This is a genomic window from Dorea ammoniilytica (assembly GCF_025567415.1).
Classification (GTDB): Bacteria; Bacillota; Clostridia; order Lachnospirales; family Lachnospiraceae; genus Claveliimonas; species Claveliimonas ammoniilytica.
Genome location: NZ_JAOQJV010000018.1, coordinates 1 through 24,825 on the forward strand (window position 1 = coordinate 1; position 24,825 = coordinate 24,825).

General features: G+C 41.9%; 27 protein-coding genes and 1 pseudogene. 25 read left to right on the top strand and 3 right to left on the bottom strand.

All coding sequences use genetic code 11. The annotated features are described in order from the left end of the window. Positions 1-110: 110 nt before the first annotated feature. The 16 genes and pseudogenes from OCV65_RS11165 to OCV65_RS11240 all read left to right on the top strand — a co-directional run bounded on the left by OCV65_RS11165 (position 111) and on the right by OCV65_RS11240 (position 15,403). Positions 111-644, top strand: a complete 534-nt coding sequence (locus tag OCV65_RS11165; protein ID WP_262582126.1) for a MarR family winged helix-turn-helix transcriptional regulator — start codon at positions 111-113, stop codon at positions 642-644. After that, positions 607-2,355, top strand: a complete 1,749-nt coding sequence (locus OCV65_RS11170; RefSeq protein WP_262582127.1) for an ABC transporter ATP-binding protein — start codon at positions 607-609, stop codon at positions 2,353-2,355. Before OCV65_RS11165 ends, OCV65_RS11170 begins: the two co-directional genes overlap by 38 nt. A gap of 1 nt (position 2,356) precedes the next feature. Further along, positions 2,357-4,258 (top strand): ABC transporter ATP-binding protein, encoded by a 1,902-nt coding sequence (locus OCV65_RS11175; RefSeq protein WP_262582128.1) that lies wholly within the window; start codon positions 2,357-2,359, stop codon positions 4,256-4,258. A 169-nt stretch (positions 4,259-4,427) separates the two neighbouring features. Beyond that, entirely contained in the window at positions 4,428-5,093 is a 666-nt protein-coding gene (locus OCV65_RS11180; protein ID WP_262582129.1) for a B3/B4 domain-containing protein, read from the top strand. Positions 5,094-5,114: 21 nt separating this feature from the next. Continuing rightward, positions 5,115-7,346, top strand: coding sequence for a DNA helicase PcrA (gene pcrA / locus OCV65_RS11185; RefSeq protein ID WP_262582130.1), 2,232 nt, complete (start codon positions 5,115-5,117; stop codon positions 7,344-7,346). Positions 7,347-7,496: 150 nt separating this feature from the next. Next, positions 7,497-7,742 (top strand): DUF4366 domain-containing protein, encoded by a 246-nt coding sequence (locus OCV65_RS11190; protein ID WP_262582175.1) that lies wholly within the window; start codon positions 7,497-7,499, stop codon positions 7,740-7,742. 232 nt (positions 7,743-7,974) lie between these two features. Then, positions 7,975-9,348, top strand: a complete 1,374-nt coding sequence (gene rlmD, locus OCV65_RS11195; protein ID WP_262582131.1) for a 23S rRNA (uracil(1939)-C(5))-methyltransferase RlmD — start codon at positions 7,975-7,977, stop codon at positions 9,346-9,348. A gap of 282 nt (positions 9,349-9,630) precedes the next feature. Continuing rightward, the gene (locus tag OCV65_RS11200; protein WP_262582132.1) at positions 9,631-9,816 is read left to right on the top strand and encodes a helix-turn-helix domain-containing protein; all 186 of its coding nucleotides are present in this window, start codon (positions 9,631-9,633) and stop codon (positions 9,814-9,816) included. A gap of 274 nt (positions 9,817-10,090) precedes the next feature. Then, positions 10,091-10,966, top strand: coding sequence for a DUF2971 domain-containing protein (locus OCV65_RS11205; RefSeq protein ID WP_262582133.1), 876 nt, complete (start codon positions 10,091-10,093; stop codon positions 10,964-10,966). Between the two features lie 189 nt (positions 10,967-11,155). Continuing rightward, positions 11,156-12,094 carry a DUF6788 family protein gene (locus tag OCV65_RS11210; protein ID WP_262582134.1) on the top strand — a complete coding sequence of 313 codons (939 nt, stop codon included), beginning with the start codon at positions 11,156-11,158 and terminating at the stop codon, positions 12,092-12,094. Positions 12,095-12,858: 764 nt separating this feature from the next. Further along, positions 12,859-13,065 (top strand): hypothetical protein, encoded by a 207-nt coding sequence (locus OCV65_RS11215; protein ID WP_262582135.1) that lies wholly within the window; start codon positions 12,859-12,861, stop codon positions 13,063-13,065. Positions 13,066-13,287: 222 nt separating this feature from the next. Next, a pseudogene (locus OCV65_RS13460) lies at positions 13,288-13,410 on the top strand (cell filamentation protein Fic); the annotation flags it as partial. A gap of 188 nt (positions 13,411-13,598) precedes the next feature. Beyond that, entirely contained in the window at positions 13,599-14,525 is a 927-nt protein-coding gene (locus tag OCV65_RS11225; protein ID WP_262582136.1) for a lysophospholipase, read from the top strand. Positions 14,526-14,560: 35 nt separating this feature from the next. Next, positions 14,561-14,752 carry a hypothetical protein gene (locus OCV65_RS11230; protein WP_262582137.1) on the top strand — a complete coding sequence of 64 codons (192 nt, stop codon included), beginning with the start codon at positions 14,561-14,563 and terminating at the stop codon, positions 14,750-14,752. A 23-nt stretch (positions 14,753-14,775) separates the two neighbouring features. Further along, the gene (locus OCV65_RS11235; protein WP_262582138.1) at positions 14,776-15,126 is read left to right on the top strand and encodes an arsenate reductase family protein; all 351 of its coding nucleotides are present in this window, start codon (positions 14,776-14,778) and stop codon (positions 15,124-15,126) included. A 67-nt stretch (positions 15,127-15,193) separates the two neighbouring features. Further along, positions 15,194-15,403 (top strand): hypothetical protein, encoded by a 210-nt coding sequence (locus OCV65_RS11240; protein WP_262582139.1) that lies wholly within the window; start codon positions 15,194-15,196, stop codon positions 15,401-15,403. A 63-nt stretch (positions 15,404-15,466) separates the two neighbouring features. Here OCV65_RS11240 and OCV65_RS11245 read toward each other — a convergent pair whose 3' ends face one another. Then, entirely contained in the window at positions 15,467-16,024 is a 558-nt protein-coding gene (locus tag OCV65_RS11245; protein ID WP_262582140.1) for a biotin transporter BioY, read from the bottom strand. Between the two features lie 201 nt (positions 16,025-16,225). On the opposite strand from OCV65_RS11245, the gene OCV65_RS11250 reads away from it, so the two are divergent. Genes OCV65_RS11250 through OCV65_RS11275 form a run of 6 tightly spaced genes read left to right on the top strand, consistent with a single transcriptional unit; the run spans position 16,226 to position 22,045 of the window. Next, entirely contained in the window at positions 16,226-16,540 is a 315-nt protein-coding gene (locus OCV65_RS11250; protein WP_262582141.1) for a PadR family transcriptional regulator, read from the top strand. After that, positions 16,537-17,097 (top strand): DUF2812 domain-containing protein, encoded by a 561-nt coding sequence (locus OCV65_RS11255; protein WP_262582142.1) that lies wholly within the window; start codon positions 16,537-16,539, stop codon positions 17,095-17,097. The genes OCV65_RS11250 and OCV65_RS11255 overlap by 4 nt, the downstream gene beginning before the upstream one ends. Positions 17,098-17,103: 6 nt before the next feature. Beyond that, positions 17,104-17,616 (top strand): DNA-deoxyinosine glycosylase, encoded by a 513-nt coding sequence (locus OCV65_RS11260; RefSeq protein WP_262582143.1) that lies wholly within the window; start codon positions 17,104-17,106, stop codon positions 17,614-17,616. A gap of 25 nt (positions 17,617-17,641) precedes the next feature. Then, positions 17,642-18,511: an exonuclease domain-containing protein gene (locus tag OCV65_RS11265; protein ID WP_262582144.1), complete on the top strand. Its 870-nt coding sequence runs from the start codon at positions 17,642-17,644 to the stop codon at positions 18,509-18,511. A 47-nt stretch (positions 18,512-18,558) separates the two neighbouring features. Beyond that, positions 18,559-20,376: an ABC transporter ATP-binding protein gene (locus OCV65_RS11270; protein WP_262582145.1), complete on the top strand. Its 1,818-nt coding sequence runs from the start codon at positions 18,559-18,561 to the stop codon at positions 20,374-20,376. Further along, positions 20,357-22,045 carry an ABC transporter ATP-binding protein gene (locus OCV65_RS11275; protein ID WP_262582146.1) on the top strand — a complete coding sequence of 563 codons (1,689 nt, stop codon included), beginning with the start codon at positions 20,357-20,359 and terminating at the stop codon, positions 22,043-22,045. Before OCV65_RS11270 ends, OCV65_RS11275 begins: the two co-directional genes overlap by 20 nt. Positions 22,046-22,200: 155 nt before the next feature. Here the strand turns inward: OCV65_RS11275 and OCV65_RS11280 are convergent, their stop codons facing one another. Beyond that, the gene (locus OCV65_RS11280; protein WP_262582147.1) at positions 22,201-22,437 is read right to left on the bottom strand and encodes a hypothetical protein; all 237 of its coding nucleotides are present in this window, start codon (positions 22,435-22,437) and stop codon (positions 22,201-22,203) included. Between the two features lie 150 nt (positions 22,438-22,587). Here OCV65_RS11280 and mscL point away from each other — a divergent pair, with 150 nt between their 5' ends. The 3 genes from mscL to OCV65_RS11295 all read left to right on the top strand — a co-directional run bounded on the left by mscL (position 22,588) and on the right by OCV65_RS11295 (position 23,686). After that, entirely contained in the window at positions 22,588-23,031 is a 444-nt protein-coding gene (gene mscL / locus OCV65_RS11285) for a large conductance mechanosensitive channel protein MscL (RefSeq protein ID WP_262582148.1), read from the top strand. Between the two features lie 95 nt (positions 23,032-23,126). Continuing rightward, positions 23,127-23,549 (top strand): cupin domain-containing protein, encoded by a 423-nt coding sequence (locus tag OCV65_RS11290; protein ID WP_262582149.1) that lies wholly within the window; start codon positions 23,127-23,129, stop codon positions 23,547-23,549. Next, complete coding sequence (locus OCV65_RS11295) at positions 23,546-23,686, top strand: response regulator transcription factor (protein WP_262582150.1); 141 nt, start codon at positions 23,546-23,548, stop codon at positions 23,684-23,686. The genes OCV65_RS11290 and OCV65_RS11295 overlap by 4 nt, the downstream gene beginning before the upstream one ends. A gap of 21 nt (positions 23,687-23,707) precedes the next feature. Here the strand turns inward: OCV65_RS11295 and OCV65_RS11300 are convergent, their stop codons facing one another. Next, positions 23,708-24,682 carry a calcium/sodium antiporter gene (locus OCV65_RS11300; protein WP_262582151.1) on the bottom strand — a complete coding sequence of 325 codons (975 nt, stop codon included), beginning with the start codon at positions 24,680-24,682 and terminating at the stop codon, positions 23,708-23,710. Between the last annotated feature and the right edge of the window lie 143 nt (positions 24,683-24,825).

Genomic DNA, 24,825 nt, shown 5'->3' on the forward strand with positions numbered 1-24,825 from the left:
CATGATAATGGATCCTTTCTTTCATACTGGTTTAAGTATATCAGATTCATTAAAAACTGTCCGAAAAAGTGTCTTAATTTATGAGACCATTATAGAGAAGGGGTGGTGTTATGCACAATTGTGAACGTGGAAAATTTGAAGAAATTACCAGAGATGTTCCGCTGGGACCGATGATTCATCAGATAGATCGTCTGATGTTCCGTAACTTGAGTTCTCGTGTGCGTGCGGAAGGTCTGGATGAAGTAACACTGATGCATGGCTGGGTCATGCGATATCTGTATGAGAACAGAGAGCAGGTAATCTGCCAGAAGGATATTGAGCATACATTTGATATCCGAAGATCTACAGTAACCAATATTATACAGCTGATGGAGAAGAAGGGATATGTAGAGCGCAGATCCGTGCCGGGAGATGCCAGACTGAAATGTGTCAGTCTGACAGCAAAAGGTGAGGAGAATCATTTGAAGATGGAATACCTGATTTCAATGTTGGAAAAAGAACAGGTGATAGATATTACAGAAGAAGAACTGGACAGTCTGTATCGAATCATGACGAAAATCAAGAAGAATCTGATACGAATACAGGCAGGTGGAGAGGAGGAAGAATATGCTTCGGACAATTTTGAAAGAAGTGAAAGAATTTAAACGGGCATCGATTGCAACGCCAATCTATATGATCCTGGAAGTATTGATGGAAATGATCATTCCGTTTCTGATGGCATCAATCATTGATCAGGGAGTGAATGCGGGAAATATCCATCATATATACAAAGTAGGCAGTCTGATGATCGTGGCAGCACTGTTGGGACTGCTTGCCGGTATGGCGGGCGGACGTTACGGTGCGAAGGCCAGTGCGGGACTTGCCAGAAACTTGCGGGAGGCGATGTTTAATAACATTCAGACATTTTCATTTGCGAATATTGACCGTTTCAGCACAGCAGGTCTGGTGACTCGTCTGACGACAGATGTTACCAATATTCAGAACGCATACCAGATGTCGCTGCGTATGTCCATGCGTGCACCGGCAAGCATTATCTGCGCCATGACGATGGCATTTTTAATCAATAGAAGACTTGCAAGCATTTACCTTTGTGCGGTCATTATCCTTGGCGTGATCTTATTCTGTCTGATCCGTCATGCGACCAAATATTTTCAGATGGCATTTCCGAAATACGATGAGTTAAATGCATCGGTTCAGGAAAATGTATCCGGAATTCGGGTGGTTAAGGCATATGTAAGAGAAGGTGAAGAGACTACAAAGTTCCAGAAAGCAAGTGAGAATATCTATAAGATTTTTGTCCGTGCAGAGAAGAATGTAATCCTTAATGCACCGCTGATGCAGACGACTGTATATACCTGTATTCTGCTGATCAGTTGGCTGGGCGCTAAGATGATTGTGTCGAATTCGCTGACCACAGGCGAACTGATGAGTCTGTTAGCATACTGCATGAATATTCTGATGAGTCTGATGATGCTGTCGATGGTATTTGTCATGCTTTCCATGAGTGTGGCAAGTGTACGCCGAGTGGCAGAAGTATTAAATGAGACCAGTACATTAGAGAATCCGGAGCATCCGGTCATGGAAGTGCCGAATGGTGCAATTGAATTTAAACATGTGGATTTTGCATATTTCAAAGACAGTGAGACTCCGGTATTGAAAAACATTAATCTGTCGATCAAGTCCGGTGAGACTATCGGTATTCTGGGAGCGACCGGAAGTGCCAAGACCAGTCTGGTCAATCTGATCAGCCGTCTCTACGATGTGACGAACGGTGAATTGATCGTAGGCGGTCACAACGTAAAGGATTATGATATGGAAGTCCTGCGTAATCAGGTATCCGTGGTACTTCAGAACAATGTGCTGTTCTCAGGAACAATCCTTGAGAACCTGCGCTGGGGTGACAAGGATGCCAGCGAGGAAGAATGCATCCGTGCATGTAAGTTAGCCTGCGCAGACGAATTTATCCAGCGTTTTCCGGATGGATATAACACCTACATAGAGCAGGGCGGAAGTAACGTATCCGGTGGTCAGAAACAGCGTCTGTGTATTGCGAGAGCACTGCTTAAGAAACCGAAGATTCTGATCCTGGATGACAGTACCAGTGCAGTAGATACGGCAACAGATGCAAACATCCGCCGGGCATTCCGTGAAGAGATCCCGAATACGACGAAGATCATCATTTCCCAGCGTATTTCCAGTCTTCAGGATGCAGACCGTATCATCGTGTTAAATGAAGGATGTATAGATGGATTTGCTTCTCATGAGGAACTGGTGGAGACGAATGAGATCTATCGCGAAATTTACGAGTCGCAGACACAGGGCGGCGGAGATTTTGATGAAAAGGCAGGTGAGTAAGATGGCACAGAATGCAAGACAGATGCGGGGCATGAAGTCCAATGTCAAGAATCCGGGCAAGATTTTTAAGCGGATTATGTCCTATGTATTCCAGAATTATAAATACCAGTTCTTTCTGGTTGTGATCCTTATTTTTGTGAGCGTGCTCGCAAATGTACAGGGAACTTTATTTATGCAGAAGCTGATCGACGATTACATTACGCCATTTCTGCTGACTGACCATCCGAACTTTGCACCGCTTGCAAAAGCAATTGGCCAGGTGGCAGTGTTTTATGCAGTGGGTGTAGTATCTGTATACATTTACAATCTGATCATGGTATACATTACACAGGGAACTCTTCATAATATGAGAAAAGACCTGTTCAGCCATATGGAAAAACTGCCGATCAAGTATTTTGACACGCATGCGCATGGTGATATCATGTCTGTATATACGAACGATATCGATACGCTGCGTCAGATGATCAGCCAGAGTATTCCACAGTTTCTGAACAGCGGAATTACCATTATCAGTACCTTTATCAGTATGCTGATCCTGAGCATTCCACTGTCAGCAGTTACACTTATCATGGTCGGCATTATGCTGTTCTTTACCAAGAAAGCGACCGGACAGAGTGGTAAATATTTTGCCAGACAGCAGAAGAATCTTGGTGCGGTAAATGGTTATATCGAGGAAATGATGAACGGCCAGAAGGTGGTAAAAGTATTCTGCCATGAGGAAGAAAGCAAAGAAAAGTTCCGGGAACTGAATAATGAACTGTATGTCAGTGCAGACCGTGCGAATACATTTTCCAATATTCTGGGGCCGATCAATGCACAGCTTGGCAATGTCAGCTACGTGGTGTGTGCTATCGTAGGAGGTGTGCTGGCGTTAAATGGAATCGGCGGACTGACACTTGGCGGTCTGGCAAGTTTCCTGACATTCAACAAGAGTTTCAGTATGCCGATCAACCAGATCAGTATGCAGTTAAATGCGATCGTTATGGCGCTTGCAGGAGCAGAGCGTATCTTCAATCTGCTGGATGAAGAGCCAGAGGTAGATAACGGTTATGTGACACTGGTAAATGCAAAAGAAGAGAATGGAAAATTAGTACCGACAGACGAACGTACCGGACATTGGGCATGGAAACATACTCATCAGGCAGATGGAACAACCGATTATGTAGAAGTTCAGGGCAATGTGGTATTTAACGATGTGGATTTCGGCTATACGGATGATAAGATCGTACTGCATAATATCAAGTTGTTTGCGGAACCGGGTCAGAAGATTGCGTTTGTAGGATCAACAGGAGCCGGTAAGACGACGATCACCAATCTGATTAACCGTTTTTATGATATTCAGGATGGTAAGATCCGTTACGATGGCATCAATATTAATAAGATCAAGAAATCTGATCTGAGAAAATCACTTGGTATTGTACTGCAGGATACCCATTTATTCACCGGAACGGTTATGGACAACATACGGTTTGGCCGCCTGGATGCAACGGACGATGAGGTTGTTGCGGCAGCAAAACTTGCCAATGCAGACGGATTTATCCGCAGACTGCCGGAAGGTTATAACACAGTTCTGACCGGAGACGGAGCGAACTTAAGCCAGGGACAGAGACAGCTTCTTGCGATCGCGAGGGCAGCAGTCGCAGATCCGCCGGTACTGATTCTGGATGAGGCGACAAGTTCCATTGATACCAGAACAGAGCGAATCGTACAGGAAGGTATGGATCGCCTGATGCACGGACGGACAACATTTGTCATTGCACACAGACTGTCTACTGTACGCAATTCCGACTGTATCATGGTACTGGAGCAGGGACGGATCATTGAACGTGGTACGCATGACCAGCTGATCGAGGAAAAAGGAAGATATTATCAGTTGTATACCGGAAACAGCATTTCCGCATAAAATCAGCCGGAATTAAAAGAATAAGGACATTCATGAATGGCACTCGGGGCTCAGGCTCCGGGTGCTTTTCCGGTTGAATGGAAAGTTAAACTGAGGTATACTGTTAAAGCACAGCAACGATGCATTCAATGAGAATGAGTCAGTGAGTATTCGGTTGGAGGAATATATAATGAAGAGTCTTAGGATAGATCCTGGCATGAAAGAAAAATGGCCGCAGACCAGGGTTGGATGTTTACAGTACCAGGTGAAAGTGGAAAAGAAAAATGAAGATATGTGGTCATATCTGAAGAAAGATGTTTTTAAAAAGACCAGAGACGCTATCTTTGATTATGGTGTGAATGATATACCGAATATTAAGGAATCACGTCTTGCATACAAGGCATTTGGCAAAGATCCGAGCCGTTACAGAGTATCCTCTGAGGCACTGATCCGGCGAATTGGGCAGGGTAAAGGTCTGTATGAGGTGAATACAGTTGTGGATGTGAATAATCTGATCTCTATAGAATCTGGCTTCTCTGTTGGCTCCTATGACTGCAGCAAGATTGCGGATCAGCTGATATTTCGTATTGGAAGAGATGGAGAGACATATAAAGGAATCGGAAAAGAAGAGATTAAGATTGACTGTCTGCCGGTTCTTGCAGATGCGGAGGGAGCAATTGGAAGTTCCACCAGTGATTCAGAGCGTGCGATGATTACAGAAGATGCAACGGAAGTATTGACACTGATCTATTCATTTTCTGATAGTCAGGATTTGGAAAAAGCAATGGAATATGGTAAAAAATATCTGGAACAATATGCCGGTGCATCCGATATTCATTGCTGGATTGTAGAATAAAGAGAAATTGCGAGGAATAACATGATAGATTTGGAGACACTGAATCCGCCTCAGTGCGAGGCGGTGCAGCATACAGAAGGACCGCTCCTGATTCTGGCAGGTGCAGGATCAGGAAAAACCAGAGTGCTTACCCACAGGATTGCATATCTGATCGAGGAAAAGGGCGTAAACCCATGGAATATACTGGCAATCACATTTACTAACAAAGCTGCGGGTGAAATGCGGGAACGTGTGGATAAGATTGTAGGATTTGGCGCAGAAAGCATCTGGGTAAGTACATTTCATTCAACCTGCGTGCGGATTCTGAGAAGATACATAGACAGACTTGGCTATGACAACAGCTTTACTATATACGATACGGATGATCAGAAGACACTGATGAAGGATATCTGCAAATATCTGCAGATTGATACGAAGGTATTTAAAGAACGTAATCTCTTATCAGCCATATCTTCAGCAAAGAATGAAATGATCACGCCGGAGGAGTACCGTCTGAAAGCAGAGGGTGACTTCGGACGGCAGAAGATCGCAACGGTATATGAAGAATACGAGAAACAGATGCGTGCCAACAATGCATTGGACTTTGATGATCTGCTGCTGAAAGCGGTACAGCTGTTTCAAACACAGCCGGATGTGCTGGAGTATTATCAGGAAAGATTCCGTTATATCATGGTGGATGAGTATCAGGATACTAATACGGTACAGTTTCAGTTTATAAGCATTTTGGCAGCGAAGTATCGTAATTTGTGTGTGGTTGGTGATGATGACCAGTCCATTTACAAATTCCGTGGCGCTAATATTCGTAATATTCTGGATTTTGAGCAGGTATTTTCAGATGCAAAAGTGATCAAACTGGAACAGAATTACCGTTCTACAGGTACGATCCTGAATGCGGCCAATGCTGTGATCCGCAATAACCGCGGCAGAAAGGATAAGACGCTGTGGACGGATAATGACGAGGGCGATAAGATCCAGTTCCGCCAGTTTGATTCTGCCTATGATGAGGCAGAGTTTATTGTAGATGATATCCGCAGAAAGACCCGTGGCAATGGGGCAAATTATAATGATTTTGCGATCCTTTACCGAACCAATGCACAGTCCCGTCTGTTCGAGGAGAAATTTGTCACAGCGAATATTCCATATAAGATCGTGGGCGGTATCAATTTCTATGCCCGTAAGGAGATCAAGGATATACTGGCATATCTGAAGACAATCGATAATGCCAAAGACGATATTGCAGTCCGCCGTATTATCAATGTGCCGAAACGCGGTATCGGACTAACCAGTGTGAATCGTGTGCAGGAGTATGCACTTGCCCGGGAACTGGGATTCTATGAAGCATTGATGGGAGTAGAATTTATCCCGAATATCGGCAGGGGCGCATCCAAAATGGAATCCTTTGTAGCACTCATTGAGCATTTCAAAATGGATGCAGAACGGATTAAGATATCTGAATTAGTCGATGAGATTCTGGAAGAAACAGGTTATCTGGAAGAACTGAAGGGTGAAGGCGAGATTGAAGCAGAAGCGCGTATTGAAAATATCGATGAGTTGAAGAATAAGATTATTGCATACGAAGAGGTCTGCGAAGACCAGGGAGAAACGGCAACGTTGAGCGGATTTCTGGAGGAAGTGGCGCTGGTAGCCGATATCGACAGCCTGGAAGAAGACAGCGATTACGTGGTATTGATGACACTTCACAGTGCAAAAGGACTGGAATTCCCACAGGTGTATCTGGCAGGTATGGAAGATGGCGTATTTCCAAGTTATATGTGCATCACTTCGGACGATAAGAGCGAGATCGAGGAGGAACGGAGACTTTGCTACGTGGGAATCACAAGAGCAGAGCAGGAACTGACACTGACCTACGCAAGAAGACGTATGATTCGTGGTGAAATGCAGTATAATAAGATGTCCAGATTCTTAAAAGAGATTCCGGTTGAGCTATTATCCGATGGAGATGCATTTAAGAATGAGAAACCGGAACCACCGGTACAGACAGCATATCAGCAGGCAAAGAAAAGCTTCCATACGAAAGCATTTCAGGCAAAACCGATTCAGCAGTTCAAGGTCGCAGACGGCAAAGGACCTGGCTATGACGTGGGCGACAGAGTCCGTCACATGAAGTTTGGAGATGGACTTGTGACCGCAATCACAGAGGGCGGAAGAGATTACGAAGTGACTGTACAGTTTGATCAGGCAGGTCAGAAAAAGATGTTTGCAACATTTGCGAGACTGCAGAAAATTGATTAAGAAATCCGTTAAGAAATGCGGGTATATTTTGTTAAAAAAAGTAGTAATCGGCAGGCTTAGGTGTTATAATAAACACATCATAGCCGGGCTTTGAATCCCGGCATCATCAATACATGGTAAGCGGAAAGGAGCGGGAGCATGAATATGAACATGAACAAGCTTGAGGAAGTTCTGGCTACTTCCAAATTAAATGAACTGATCCACAAGAAAGAGGAAGACGAGAAGAATTGTAAGATCATTCTTATGATTCTGGCTATTGTCGGAGCAGTTGCAGCAGTAGCAGGTATCGCATATGCAGTATACTGTTTCCTGACACCGGATTATCTGGAAGATTTTGAAGAAGACTTCGAAGACGATTTCGATGATGACTTTTTCAACGAAGAGGATCAGGTATAGTTAGACAGTTCAGATGCAAAGGGCACTTCAATAGAAGTGCCTTTTTGTATCGTTCAGAGCCACGCAGGATTCCAAATCAGGGCGGTGTCGTGTTTACACGAACAACACCCTGAACTGAGATTCTATGTGGCGGATACGCACACTGACGAAATGCGAAGCATTTTGGAAGTGGCTCTGAACAATGATTAAGTCTGAACGATAATTAAGATAGAAGAAATGGATAGGATAGAAGATGAAAAAAGGACAGATCGTAGAAGGAATTGTAACGAAGGTAGATTTCCCGAATAAAGGAATTGTGAAAGTCGAGGGAGAGGAAAAGACTCTGATCGTAAAAAATGCCATACCGGGACAGAAGGTGAAGGCATCGATTAATAAGATGCGTAAAGGCAAAGCAGAAGGAAGACTCCTGGAAGTGCTGGAGCCGTCAGCGGACGAAGTGACATCACCATGTCCGCATTTTGGAGCATGCGGAGGCTGTACGTATCAGACATTGCCATATGAGTGTCAGCTTCGTATGAAGGAGGAACAGGTTAAAGCCATGATGGATGAGGCTGTTAACGGTGATTATGTATGGGAAGGTGTCAGTCCAAGCCCTGCAATCAGCGAATATCGCAATAAGATGGAATTCTCATTTGGTGATGAATATAAAGACGGACCGTTAGCACTCGGTATGCACAAGCGCGGAAGCTTTCATGATATTGTCAATGTGCCGGAATGTCAGATCGTGGATGAAGACTTCCGTAAAATCCTTACTTGCACATTAGAGTACGCGTCAGAGAGCGGACTTCCGTATTATCATAAAATGCGTCATGATGGATATTTCCGTCATCTGTTGGTGCGGAAAGCGGTAAAGACCGGACAGATCCTTGTTGATCTGGTTACGACTACGGAATCGGATGCATTTGATATGAAGAAATGGGCAGAGGCACTGCAGAATCTGGAACTGAAAGGAAGTATCGCAGGCATTCTGCATACCTCTAATGACAGTCTGGCAGATGTGGTAAAAGACGAAGGAACCGAGATTATCTACGGACAGAATTATTTCTATGAAGAACTGCTGGGACTGAAATTCAAGATTACACCGTTCTCATTCTTCCAGACTAATTCGCTGGGAGCAGAAGTATTGTACGAAAAAGCAAGAGAATATATCGGAGACACCAAAGATAAAGTCGTATTCGATCTGTACAGCGGAACCGGAACCATCGCACAGATCCTCGCTCCAGTCGCAAAGAAAGTTGTTGGTGTAGAGATTGTAGAAGAAGCAGTAGAGGCAGCCAAAGAAAATGCGGCACTGAACGGACTGGACAACTGTACTTTCTGGGCTGGTGATGTATTAAAAGTCATCGATGAACTCGGCGAAGTACCGGATCTGATCATGCTCGACCCGCCACGTGACGGTGTACATCCGAAGGCACTGGAGAAAATCTGTAATTTCGGCGTGGACAGACTGGTGTATATTGCGTGTAAGCCGACCAGTCTTGCAAGAGATCTTGAGATGCTGCAAGGAAGAGGATATAAAGTGGAAAGGATCGCGTGCGTCGATTTATTCCCGAGTACGGTGCATGTGGAGACAGTGTGCTTACTCTCGAAGAAATGCCAATTTTAAGCGGGTTTGTGGCCTATTTTGAAGGAAACATATCGACAAAAATAGGTTTAAAAATATGTGCTTGTATTGAAAAATTGAATATGGGTGTAGTAAAAATAGACCTTTTGGCGTAGTTGGTATCAGGTGCGATGAAAGGTTATTTTTATGGAATTTTGTACGCGGAGAGGTAATGGGCTGTACGCTGAAATATGTATAGATTTAGATTGATTTTCGGCGTCTCTGCGCTCATAATAAAGGGTAGAGTAAAATGTCGTATTTTATAACTTTATTGAGGTAAGAAATATGGAATATATGACAATTAAAGAAACAGCAGAAAAGTGGAATCTTTCAGTGAGAAGAGTGCAGACAATCTGTAACGAAGGAATGATAGATGGGGCTATGAAATTCGGTAATACATGGGCCATTCCAAAGGATGCTGTGAAACCGGCAGATAAAAGAATTAAGTCAGGGAAGTATGTCAAGTCCTGATTTTGGGACACATGGTATGAGAGAATGGATTAGAAAGGAAGAGTGTGCCTATGTTACCGGAAGAAAAAGCTCGTGTAAAAATTGATAAGCAATTAAGAAATGCTGGCTGGGATATAGTGGCTTGAAATGAATATCTGCCTAATAGCACATATGGTTCGCATATTGTTGAAGCACATCACATCGATTATTTTGTGTCGAGCCTTAATAACGATGCGAGTAATCAACTTATTGTGTGTCCGAATCATCATAGCATTAGAGTAAAGGATGGTTGGATTTGACTAGAGGAGAAATGCGTAGGAGAGAAAAAGCGTTAGAAGCAGGTTTTATTGAAAGAGACAGAGATAAGGCATTTGAATGTGTTAAAGAGATTATTAATATTAATGCCAATGAAGGAGTGTTATTTAGGTTTAGACCTCCCAAAGGCTATGAAATTGATACACTGGAAGCAGAACAGATTTTTCTTTGTAAACCGTCGGTTTATGAGGATTCGGGTGATTGTGAAATACTATTTGATCTTCGAGATCTATGCGAATATTTTATGCTTGAACGAAGAACTGAGTTGTTAAATAGGATGGAAACAGCTTTTGATGATAAGTTTTATAATGACGTAATAGAGCAATTAAATAAAAATGCTCGTTTTGAAAATTTAAGAAATAAAATAAGAGACCAAGCACTTGTAGCGTGCTTTAGTGAAAGATATGATGAGTTTATGTGGAAGAACTATGCGCTGGATTCGGAAGGAATTTGTTTGGTATATAATTTGAATGATATTTTTTTGTCATTGCCTTCGGAGTTAAAGTTCTACCCTGTTAGATATGTTGATAATAGAAAGAAACAAAAGGATATATGGTTCACATCGAAAGAATATAATTTTGAAGATAATTCGGAACCAGAGTATTTGAAATTCTTATTTTCTTGTTTGACGAAAGAGAGAATTCCGTACAGTAGTGAAGCTGAGTGGAGACTATTTTCTGATTTTTCAGAATTAGAAGAAGGAGAAAATGGTAAAAAATTTGATTTTTTAGTAAAGCCACGTGCGATTGTTATGGGAAGGAATATAGAGCGAAATTTAGATTTTAGAGATAGGGTACGGGAGTACTCTAGCAAGAGTGGAATCAGATTACTAAAAGCACAAGATATTAAGAAGTAATGCGGTAAGGTTAAATTTTTTGTTATGTTTATTTGTATAGCAATCCTTTTGGTGCACTAAATTTAATAATAGGGAACTTTTGTGACAAATAATATGCCAAAAAGTTCCCTAAATAATTCTTGATAATTAGGGAACTTTTTAATATAATATATAGCATAAAAGTTCCCTAAAAAGAGAGAGGTGAAATGAATGGGAGCAAATTATTCAGAAATTCAAGAATTATTACAGCAAAAAGCGGATATACAGGCGAGGCTTAATCTGATGCCATATGATGGAAATCCGGAAATTAAGGAATCAAATGGTTCAAAATACTTGTATATGCGTAAGCGAGTAGCAGGTAAATTGACCTCTACTTATGTAGACGTATATTCAGATGAACTATATCAGTTGCTTTTGCGTAATGCCAAGGAACGCAAAGATTTAAATAAAGCCATTCGTAAAATCAATAAAGATTTAGCAGCACTTGGTTACGAAGATAAAGAACTTTCAGCGAGAGTATTACAAAATTTGGATTTTGCCAGAGCAAATTTGAAAGCGAACATTTATGATCAGGCAGTGTTAGAAGGTGTCGCAACGACATTTCCGCAAACGGAGGATATTATCGAGAATGGACAAGTCCATGGGGTATCGGCTACGGATGTGCAGAAGATTCTTAATTTGAAACACGCCTGGGAATTTATCTTAGATAAAGATGTGATTCAGAGTGAAAGTAATTATCATATGCTTTGTCATATTGCAAAGTTGGTTAATGAAGGTTTCTTTTATGATGGAGGTCGTATTCGTGGTATTCCTGTGCAGATAGGCGGAACAAGCTATGTACCACCATTACCTATTGAAACAGTGGTTGTCGAGCGAATAGATGAAATTAGAAGTCAGGATAAAGAGCCAATAGAGATAGCGATTGAGTTATGTATGTACTGTATGAAAACGCAGGTGTTCAAAGATGGAAATAAGCGAGCATCGGTTATTTTTGCCAATCATTATCTGATTGCACAAGGTATGGGATTTTTAGTTATACCGGAAAAGGATGTACCGGAATTTAAGAAGTTATTGGTGCAATATTATGAAGGTGAGCCACTAGAGGTCATTGGCGCATTCTTAAAAGAGCGTTGTTGGAAGAAGTTTTAGAATGTTATTGAAACGTAAAGTGGACATTGAAACTGCAAAAGCGGACATTGAGGGTGTTAACGCCCTTCATAAAACTGCCCAAAACAAATCTGCGGATCGATATATTACCAAATCCGACAGCAGTATTTGCACTGTTTTTGCATTATAATGGTGCTAGAAAATATCGGCGCACCCGTCACACGTCAGTCAAGTCAAACGGTCTGTACGCCAAATTTAGACAGTAGCATTGATTAAACATGGCAAAATAACAAAGGGTGTAAAAGAAAGTGTTTATGCGGGTTCGCGGGATGTTGAGGTCTGAAATAATGATACCGCATGTGGAGACTGTCTGTTTGCTGTCAAGAAAAGATAAATAGAAGCTGAAAAGCGGCGTATTTCCGGGCTTTTTGCGAGGTCAGTATCATCAGAGAAGCCTTGCGGAAAGCTCGGTTTTCTTGTAACATAAAGTGAATCCTGTAGCATCGTTACGTTAGCTCCGCAAGGGGACAAGAGGGAGTCGAGTCACTGATTTTCTGACGAAGACCATGGAAGAGGTGGGGATACTGGAGTACAGCATTGAAGAACCCTTCGGTGTAGAGGGAGCGGAATGTTATGAAAGTTGATAACGGAACAGGAGAGATCTCATACCATCATATAACCACAAGTATAGAATAAACAAACTTAGAATTGATTATTTATGTCCGCTTTTGATTAATATATGTTAAAATTAGAACAGAATACGAAAAATTAGTTTTTGATTTGAAAAGTACAGGAGTTTTAAAGGAATGGGTAACAATTTAAAAAAGATAGCTGCCATGGCGATTATTTCTATGACCGTTGTATCTGCGATTACAGGCTGTAGTCAAGATACGGATTCGGCGTTTCAGACCCTGGATGTAGAGCAGCTTGAGTCTGAGACTACAGACATCAATGACAGAGCGGAATATTACGAGAAAAATGTTGAAGATCGTATGGACGAAATGACCAGCTGACATTATCTTTCTGAGAAATGATAATGTATACAAGGGAGATCTTTACGATGGAGACGATACGATTGGACTTCCACCAGGAATTTATAAGGTGATTTCGGAAAAAATTGAGGGTCATGATTCAGATTTGGGAGAAATATATTTACTCACACCGGGCGAAGCTGTCACAATGAATGTTGATTATACGTCTTTAAAAGCAACTATTACAAATGATGAAAATACAAAGTGACTTATGTCGACTCTATAGGTGATCAGCAGGATAGCATTGAAATGCGCTATAAGGACGAGAATATATGGCTGACACAGAAGATAATGGCCACATTATATGACGCTGGTTTGATAAGTATATGTTGGAGCTAGAAGAGAATGCAAAGAAGTAGCAGTGTTGCTAATAAAATTTTCTGTTGGATTTTTAGCTTGCCAAGGTCGAGTGCATGGAAGTTGAGCCATCAGTCAAGTCGAAAAATAACCGCTGACCTGTTCTATGTACGAAGAACAGACGAGGTTCAGGCGAATTGGAAAGGAAATGAAAATACATGGTAAAAGATTTTTTTGAATGTCAATCTACTGATCCAGATACAATGCTTCATGTCGAGATTTTTACACCTTCTGACATGGAGATAAAGGGTGTTATCCAGATTGTACATGGTATGACGGAGCATCTGGATCGTTATGAAGAGTTGGGGGAATATTTTACAAGCAAAGGGTATGCAGTTATAGGCAATGATATTATTGGACATGGTCGTACACATACTGCAAAAGTATCGGATATTTATATGAAAAACTGGTTTGATGCTGTGTCTGATGTGAAATTGATTCGGCAAAAAGCTGGAGAATTGTATCCAGGAAAACCAATCTATATTTTAGGGTTTTCTCTGGGATCATTTATTGTGCGTTCCTTGGATTCTTTGAAGGGATATGCGGCAGAAATTCTTATTGGAACCGGATATCAGCCAACTATCGTTCTGGGGCTTTTAGAAAAATATTTGAGAAGTAAATATCGTAATACAATGGAATATGCAAGTGAGAAAATCGGGAAGTTGGCGTTCGAGAACTATAATAATAAATTCAAAGATATGCCTGGTAATTACTGGTTACTTACGGATGAAAAATCTCGTTCAGAATATGAAAATGATAAATTCGTCAAAAAGAATTTCACTCCGGGGTTCTTCTGTGAATTCTTAAAAGGAATGGTATATACCAATAAGAAACTGAAAAATCCAAATAATAGCACGATACCAACGTTCTTTATATATGGAGAAAAAGATCCGGTTGCCGGATTCGGTAAGGGCATTGCTAAAATTTATCATGCATATTGTAAAAATAATGAAGATACCCAAATCTGTTGTGTGAAAGATGCAACCCATGATATTCTTCATGATCGGACGTGTTCGGATATAACATTTGATAAAATTGAAGCATTTATTCATTACGCGGAAAAAGAGAAGATGCCGAAGAATTAGTTGTTCTTCTCAAAAAGTAAGGGAGTTTTAAAGGAATGAGTTACAATTTTAAAAAGATAGCTGCCATGGCGATTATTTCTATGATCGTTGTATCTGCGATTACAGGTTGTAGTCAAGATACGGATTCTGATACTACAGACATCGAGGACAGAGCGGAATATTACGAGAAATATGTTGATTATACTTCTTCAAAAGCAACGATTATGAATGATGAAAATACAAAGTGATTTACGGATTGGAGGGAATTGATATGTTATTTATTTGGTATCCTAAGTGTTCAACCTGCCAGAAAGCAAAGAAATGGTTAGACAGTCACGAGATTGAATACACGGAACGTCATATTGTTGAGGAGAATCCAACATATGAAGAATTAAAAGAATGGTATCAGAAGAGCGGTATGCCGCTTAAGAAGTTTTTCAATACCAGCGGTATGATTTACAAAGAGATGAAGCTGAAAGACAAGCTGCCGGATATGAATGAGGACGAGCAGTTGAAGTTTTTAGCCACCAATGGAATGCTGGTAAAACGCCCGCTGGTAGTTGGGGATGATGTAGTAGTTACAGGTTTCAAAGAAGTTGAGTGGGAAGAAAAAATAAAGTAAGAAATAACAGGTAAAAAAGCGTAGGAGTTTTAAAGGAAAGGGTAACAGTTTTAAAAAGATAGTTGCTATGGCGATTATTTCTATGACCGTTGTATCTGCGATTACAGGTTGTAGTCAAGATACGGATACTGATTCTGATTCTGCGTTTCAGATCCTGGATGTAGAGCAGCTTGAGTCTGATACTACAGACATTGAGGACAGAGCAGAATATTACGAGAAAAATGTTGATTATAATTCTGTAAAAGCAACGATTATGAATGATGAAAATACAAAGTGATAATAACAAGAAAAGGTGGATTTGCTGAAGTTTTGGCAAATCCACCTTTGCTATAAGGGGGGATTATTCAATTACAGTTCCTAATCTTTTCCGTATCATTGGTCCGATTATTGTTACAATAACAATTTTAATCAGGTCAGCCGGGATAAATGGAATGACGCAGACTGCAAGAGCAGCAGCTACGGTATATCCGGACTGGAAGCAGAACCACACGGTTCCGAATGCATAGCAGATTGCAGTTCCGATGATCATTGCAACTATCTGAATCCATCTCTGATGGGATTTATCAATGATTATACCTGCAACAATTGCCATTGGAATAAAGCCGATGATATATCCGCCTGTCGGACCGGCGAGTTTAGAGATTCCACCGGCGAACCCAGAGAATACAGGAAGACCGGCAAGTCCGAGTAACAGATAGACCAGGAGGCTTAAAGTGCCTTTTTTCCAACCCAGCAGATAAAGGGACAGGAAAATGACAAAATTGGTAAGTGATATTGGCACCGGACCGATTGGAACAGATAATGGTGCGAGAATGCAGGTGACAGCGGTCATTAGAGCGGTTGCTGTCAGGGCATAGGTTTTATTTTTTTGTAATTCCTGAGTATTGTTAAGATTCATTTTCATTCTCCGTTTCGTTTTTGTTATGCTCATCTTACTTTAGCACGTAAAAAATAGATTGTCAACTACATATGCTCGGTTGGTTAACAATCAAAAACAACTGAAAACTATTGACAACTATATCGCAGTGCGATAAGCTCTATATATCGAACTACGATACATAGAAGTAAGATATAGATTGAAGGATATAAGAGGGATCATATGGATGCGCATACGAGAAAAGTTTATGTTCCGATGACGGAGACAGGATTCTATATTCTGCTTTGTCTCAGAGAGCCGAATCATGGATATGGAATTGTGCAGAAGGTAAAAGAACTTACCGATGGAGAGATTGTGCTTGCGCCGGGAACGATGTACGGTAGTCTGTCAAAGATGGAGAAGGATGGAATCATTCAATTTGTCAAAGAAGAAGAAAAACGGAAATTATATGTAATAACAGATCTTGGATGGGAAGTCCTGAAGCTGGAATTTCACAGAATTGACAGATTGTACCGCAATATGAAGGAGATAATATGATGGGTGAGACAAAGACATGTTTTCGATTTTTTTCTATTATGGATTATGAGAAAGAAGCAGATTTTCTAAGAGAAATGCACAAAAAAGGGTGGAAATTTGTAAAAGTATCGCTGCTTGGATTCTATGAATTTGAAGCATGCGAGCCGGAAGATGTTGTTTATCAATTGGATTATAATCCAGATGGGGTTAAGCATCAGAATGAATATCTTCAGATGTTTAAGGACTGCGGATGGGAGTATTTGCAGGATTTTGCGGGATATAGTTATTTCCGTAAGCCTGTTTCGGAGATGGATGGAGATGAATCGATTTTCTGTGATGATGAATCCAGATTGGATATGGCTACGAGAGTAATCAGGGGGAAGGTGATTCCATTACTCGTGGTTTTCTGCTGCTGCATTGTACCACAGTTTCTGATGAATACCATTCATTACAGGGATGAGGATGCGGTGCAGAATATGCTGGCTATTCTGCTTGGTGCTGTGTTTGTACTGTATCTTGTTGTCTTTATACAGTTTGGAATTAAGTATTACCAGTTTAAGAAGAAAATAGGCAGATAAAAGATTATGGGGCAGAAGAAAATGAATGAAATGGAACATGTGACACATGAATTTCAACCGATATATGATAAGGATTCCAAAGTATTGATGCTTGGGACTATGCCATCGCCAAAGTCCAGAGAGGTGGGATTTTATTACGGTCATCCGAGGAATCGTTTCTGGAAAGTTGTTTCGGATGTGTGCGGAGAGGCTTTACCAGAGACAAAGGAAGAGAAGATTGCATTTGCACTGCGGAACCATATTGCAGTATGGGATGTGTTGGCAGGCTGTGAGATACATGGTGCGGACGACAGTAGTATCCGTAATCCGGAGCCGAATGATATGAACCGGATATTAAAAGAAGCTGATATTCAGGCAATATTTGCAACCGGGCAGAAAGCGGCGCAATTGTATAAAAGGTATTGTCAGAAAGAGACCGGGCGGGAGATTATCTGTCTTCCATCGACAAGTCCGGCAAATTGCCGTGTCCATTATGAGGAATTGTATGAGGCATATAAAGTGATACGAGATTATATTTAAGATGTGTTATAGGCAGGTGACAAAGATGAAGCATAAAAAGAGAACATATAGAAAAGAACAGCCCAAAGAGACTCTGGTTGTATGGGATATATTAAAGAATGAAACAGTTGCATTTCTGGATACAGAGTATGTAACATCACAACAGAAGCATGGACGCCCGGCGAAGCTGGTATCTGTTGGAATGGTAATCTGTCGCGGTGATTTTGAGGAAGTAGACAGATTTCATTCGTACATTCATATGGATGGCGAATTGCATGACAAATTCCGAGAACTTACAGGAATTACAGAAAAGGATCTCAGTCATGCACCATCTTATGAAAAAGTGATGGAACAAGTTGGTAAAAAGCTGGACGAGCATGAAGTGGAGCATATCTTCGTATGGGGACCGGACAAGATCGTCATTCAGAGGGATCTCGTGGAGTATCGGGAGATGATTTCAAAAAAGTCCAGAAAAATCGTAAATCGTATACTTCGTATGATGAAGGATATCGAAGTGATTTATTCCCGAAAACTGAAACTGCGCAGTATTGGCATTGCAAACCTGAAATATTTGTGCGGACTGGGCAATGAGGTATGTCATGATGCGCTATCGGATGCGATTGATCTGAAAAATGTGATCCGGCATATGGATACGAATGGATGCCCGAAGTATATGGTAGAGGCCATGCGGTCATATCTCGCAGATAAGGAATTATACTGCCGGTGCAGGAGATTCCATGAAAAATGGGATAATGTCCCAGAGAGTTTGCTGAAAAAGAGTCAGGATGTTATGCAGGAGCTTGAGTATATGGAATCAATGGAGGCAAAGGCATTGCGTGATGACATGCTGGCAGTGTGTACCGGGGAAGATCAGGTATTTCCAACGCTGGAAGAATATATAGAGCAGATGGTTTAATATCGTCTGCTCTTTACATGTAGCGGAGATTTTGACGCAGGAGGCAGATGGAAAAGATGAATAAAGGGAAGAACAGAGATACATTTCAGCCGGATCAGATTCTTTCGTATTTTAAACTGGAATGGAAAGTACTTTTACTGGTGACGGTATCGGGGCTTATTTACAATCTTGGACTCTTGGCCGGACCATGGTTTGAAGGAAAGATGACAGGAACACTGGTTGACATTCTAAGAGGAGCTGGGCAGTTTCAGGATATGCTGACCCTGGTAATCAGATATGTGGTCGCAATCGGGATTGTACAGATATCCAGATATATGAAAAGGTTTTATGTAAGAAGATTTGCCAATAACGTGAACCGCAGAATGAAAGAGATCTTATACGGAAGTCTGGTCAGAAAGAGCAGGGCTGATCTGCGAGAAGAGGGTGAAGGCGATATTATGACCAAAGCAATCCTGGATGTGGATGATTGCGTGGAGGGAATGCGAAAGTTTACTACAGAGATCTTTGATACAGGTGTGGCACTGGCAGCATATGCAGGGATGTTGTTCTGGTATGACTGGCGACTGGCGTTGTTATGCATGATTTTTCCACCAATTTCTTATATTATAGCAGAGAAGATGAAGAAAATGATCCAGCAGACAGGAGCGTTCTATAAGAAGCAGTCGGGGGCTTTAAGTACAGCAACTCTGGATCGTGCAGGAAATGCAATCACGTATCGTGTATTTGGATGTGAATCAGAACGGCAGCAGGCATATGAGGATAATCTGACAGCGTATGAGATTTCAGCTATTAAAGCGAATATCTGGAATACGGCAATGCCTCCGGTATATCGCGTGATCTCTATGGCTGGGGTTCTGTTTATCTTATATTTTGGTCAGAAAAATGTGCTGGGAACCGGATGGAAGGCGTGGACAATTGCGTCTTTTACCACATTCTTAGCCTGTTTTGTCAAACTGTCTGTGAAGTCTTCCAGTGCAGCGAAGCTGTTCAATGCCGTACACAAAGCACAGGTATCATGGAAACGTATCAAACCACTCATGCATCTTTTTGAAGAACAGAAGAGCAACGAAAGTTTGGAAGATAAAAAAATGGATGCAGGAGCCGGAAGGCTGGAAGTAAAGCATCTCAGTTTTGCTTATCCGGATGGAAGAAAGATTCTGGAGGATATTTCATTTACGGCGGAGCCGGGACAGATCATCGGCATTACCGGAGCGGTAGCCTGTGGTAAGTCCACACTTGGTAAAGTATTTTTGGGTGAATATCCATACGATGGGAAGATCATTTACCGTGGGAAGGATCTGCAGGCATTTAAAGATGCAGAACGATCAGAGAATATCGGTTATCTGGGGCATGATCCGGAACTTTTTAATGACAGTCTGGAGAATAATGTGCGGATGGGAGATGCCGTATCGGCGGAATCATATTTTCGTGCAGTCTGTATCGATGAGGAGATCGCTGAGATGCCGGATGGAAAAGAGACGTTGGTTGGAACCGGTGGTGTACGTCTGTCAGAGGGACAGGCGCAGAGGCTTGCGCTTGCAAGAACCCTGTATCATAAGAGACCGGTTATGATACTTGATGATCCATTTTCTGCATTGGATATAAATACGGAAAAAGAGATCTTTGCACATCTTCGTCAGATGACAGCGGATAGTATCGTACTTTTGATTTCACATCGTCTGTATCTGTTTCCAGAGATGGATCAGGTGATCTGGATGGAACATGGACGGACGACAGTGGGAACCCATGAAGAACTGTTGGAACATGTGCCGGAATATGCGGAACTCTTCGGGGTACAGACAGATGCAGCACAGACAGATCCGGTGCAGGAAGGAGGCTTAGAACGTGAAGAATCCTTCATATAAAAAAGATCAGACAGGAAGACAGAATCGGAAACCAGGCAGAGTAAGAACTGTGATCTGGAACACAGTAAAATGTCAGAAATGGCTGTCGGCAGGGATTCTCTGCGCAGTGGTCGGAGCGGTAGTTGTGGCACTTCTTCCACCATTGATCCTTGGAAAAATTGTCGATACGATCACGGCTGGAAGAATGGTGCCGTTTGCCATCATTCTTTTATACTTTGGAATGCTGGCACTCACAGGAATTACCGAATCGATAAGAGAAAGTCTGCTGACGTTATTTGGACAGAAGATCACCCATGCGCTCAGAAGCAGTCTGATGGAGAAGTTTGTAAGTCTTACTACAGAGAATATTAACAGACAGGAGCCGGGGATGCTGGTATCCAGATTTGTGGGAGATGTGGATACGGTAGAGAATCTGTTTACTTTCGGTATTATCAGTATGTTTGCAGATGTCTGCAAGATCATCAGCATTCTTGTGGTGATCTGGTACCAGAACCGGGGATTGACACTGGTGCTCCTGATGCTGTTGCCGATCCTTTTTGTATTTACCAGACAGGTACAGAAAAATATGCTGACTGCACAGATTGAGAATCGAAAAGCAGTCGGAAGAGCATCCGGTCATGTGCCGGAGACACTTCACAATATCCGCACGATCCATTGTCTTGCAAAAGAAAGGTACATGGAAGAACGGTACGATCAGTATATTGGGGAGAGTTATCAGGCAATGGAGCGGACGAACTTTTACGATGCGGTCTATTCTCCGGTCATTCTGATCCTGAATGCAGTAGTAGTTGCCATCGTTATGCTTCTTTCAGCAACCGGTAATGCAAAGGTGCTGTCATTATTTGGTATGTCAGCTGGAACAGCGGTAGCGGTCATGAATTATATTTCGCAGATATTTACGCCGGTAGAGAGTCTCGGCATGGAGATCCAGACGATTCAGTCAGCTATTGCAGGTATCCACAGGATTAATGAATTCTTTGAATTAGAAGAAAAGAAAATACGAAACTTACAGGAAGAACAGAAGGATGATATACATAGTCCGTTTGTAGAATTTGAAGATGTTACCTTTGGTTATGATGAGCATATGGTGTTGGAACATATGAATCTGAAAGTTGAACAAGGAGAGCAGGTTACCTTATCCGGCAGGACAGGTGCGGGTAAGAGTACAATCATGAAGCTGCTGCTGGGACTCTATGAACCACAACAGGGACAGATTTTTCTGCAGGGAATTCCGGTATCGGCAATGCGTGAGACCGGAAAACGGAAGTTATATGGATATGTAGAGCAGTCTTTCCATATAGTACCCGGAACAGTAAGAGACCAGATTACGTTATATGATAAAACGATTACGGACAGGCAGGTGCAGGTGGCTGCAGAACTTACCGGATTGAAGGATACGATTGAGAGCCTGGAACACGGCTACGATACGGAGTGTACGCCGGAACTGTTTTCGCAGGGACAGTGGCAGCTGTTGTCCATTGCCAGAGCTGCAGTATCAGAGCCGAAATTGCTTATGTTGGATGAGATTACGGCAAATCTGGATGCAGAGACTGAACAGGAAGTCTTGCAGGCACTGAAGCGGGTATCTGAGAATCGGACGGTTATTTCTATTTCACATAGAAATTCAGCGGAAATGGGACGAATTGTGCGTCTTTTGGGAAAAATATAGAGAAAATTATTACGTCTACAGCTTGCGAAATTGATGGACATAATCGGCAAGATGATTTTGGCATAATTTTAGCATAATAGAAAGCATGACTGTGATTAATATGACTATGATTAAATGGAGGAATTTCACTTAAACGGGAAATTCCTCCTGTTTTCTTACTGTTGTATTGATTTCAGTGATTCAAACAGTGCAATGTCGTCTGCTTTCAGCTTGACATTGGTGCAGTACTTTTTACCTTCTGGCGTAGTGACGTTGATCTCGATGATCGAACCTTCCTCTATAGCATCCTGCGATACCGCTTTCAGGAACATCGGAAATTTCGGATGATTAGCCCGAAAGAGGTTCAAATCGGACTTTAATTTCTGTATCATAGCAATCTGACGAAAATCCATAGTTATTATCCTCCGTGTGTTGTAAAGTTCTATTGGATTATACTGAAAATATCAGTATGAGTCAACCAGAATGAAGAAGTTGAAAATGTATCTGTTATGAGATACAATGTGTATTAAGGAAAACATATCATAAGGTACAAGGAGGAGAACATGAAGAAATTTATTGAAGAATTTAAAGCATTTGCCCTTCGCGGAAACGTGATGGATATGGCGGTTGGTGTTATCATAGGTGGTGCATTCTCTGGAATCGTAACATCCCTGACAGATAATTTCATTAATCCAATCTTAAATGTGCTGACAGCCGGCAAGATGTATACGGTGGAAGATGTGGCAGGTTTCGCGTCGAATTTTATTTCGGCAGTCGTGAATTTCCTGATCATGGCACTTATCTTGTTTTGTCTGATGAAGGGAATTAATAAGCTGCTTACATTTAATAAAAAGGAAGAAGCACCTGCGGAGCCGACAACTAAGGTCTGCCCATTCTGTCAGAGCGAGATCAGCATCAAAGCAAGCCGTTGCCCACATTGTACATCGGTTCTGGAAATTACAGAGAACGAGTACGAAGCTGCAGAGACAGAGACGGAAGAAGCATAGAACAGATAAGAGACTACTGGTTTCTGACCAGACGCGGACACATTTTCCAGTGAGATACATATACTTAAATTGAGAAGAAAAATGTGAGGCATGGCATGAACTGTGAGAAATGTGCAGAACAGAGAGATTATGGCATGAATCCGTATGTAGTTAATGTGGAGCAGTGTACGATACAGAACCGGAATTATCGGAGAGCTGTATGGACGGGATGTTATCTGCAGATGACGGTAATGAGTATTTCTGCCTGCGAAGAGACAGGACCTGAGTTTCATAAAGACATGGATCAGTATATCAGAGTGGAGCAGGGCAATGCGATCGTGAAGGTTGGCAGATGCAGAAAGTGTATGGATCTGCAGGAGAGCATGTGCCGCGGAGATGCAGTGTTTGTACCATCAGGAAACTGGCACAATATCATTAATATTGGCAAGATGCCGCTGAAACTTTCCGTGATCTATGCACCACCGCATTACCGGAAGGGAACGGTTAATCAGACGAAAGCGGATGATTTGCACAGGTGAGAAGGGGATGGAGCAATGCAGAGATTGCGGAGCATATGCGGTTATCCGAGCGTACAGTCAAACAACATCTGTCTACAGTGTATACGAAGTTAAATATCGATAAGAGAAGTCAGTTGAATGAATATATGCTCAGATAACGGTGAATAAGAAAAGTATTATTATCGTATACAGATATACATAAGATAAGCCGCATAAACGACCAACATGAAGATGCCTTCGTTACGTTTAATTGTCTGGGAAGTCCATGCAAAGACCATGACGATCAGACTCATGATTACCAGAATAATAATGTCGATGATATTCTCCAACAGAAACGCAACCGGACTGATGGACGCTGCGATGCCGAGTACAAATAAGATGTTGAAAATGTTGGACCCGATGACATTACCAAGTGCCATGTCTACCTCATTCTTGCGTGCTGCAACAATGGAAGTGACAAGTTCCGGAAGGCTGGTTCCGGTAGCTACGATCGTAAGACCGATCAGTGTCTGGCTGAGACCGAGCCTTGCTGCGATCACAGATGCACCATCTACAACAAAGTCACCGCCGTATTTGATGGCGATCATACCACCGACAATGAAGACCAGACATTTCCAGACCGGAAGAATATCAACATCATCTTCAGCAAATTCCTCTTCTTCGGTCATCAGACGTTCTTTCACATGCTTTTTACGGGCAGTTCTGGCAGCCTGGATCATCCAGAGGAGATATCCGACAAAGATGATCAGGAGAATCACACCTTCTACGTGTCCCAGTGTCATGCCGAAGTATCCAAGAAACATCAGCAGGATGGCACAGATAATGGAAAATGGGAATTCTTTCTGTAAAGTATCCTTTTTAATGGTCAGTGGAGCAAACAGTGCGCAGACTCCGCAGACAACCATCAGATTGAATATATTAGAACCGACTACATTGCTGACAGCCAGAGTGTTATTGCCTGTCAGGGAAGCAGTTACGCTGACTGCGCATTCCGGGAGGCTGGTACCCATTGCTACGATCGTCATACCGATAATGAGAGACGGTACTTTCAGACGTCTGGCAACGGAAGAGCTTCCTTCTACAAAATAATCAGCACCTTTGATCAGCAGTACAAAGCCGATCACTAATATAAGAATTTCTTTTAACAGATTCATACAATGACCTCGTTTTCTTTTCTATAATCCATGCAAATGTAAAAAATGCACATTTACTTAACTATAGTAGAAGGATGAAGGCTTGTCAATGACAGGAAGTATGAAAACGTGTCGAAAATGAGGGTTGGATTCCAGATACGTTT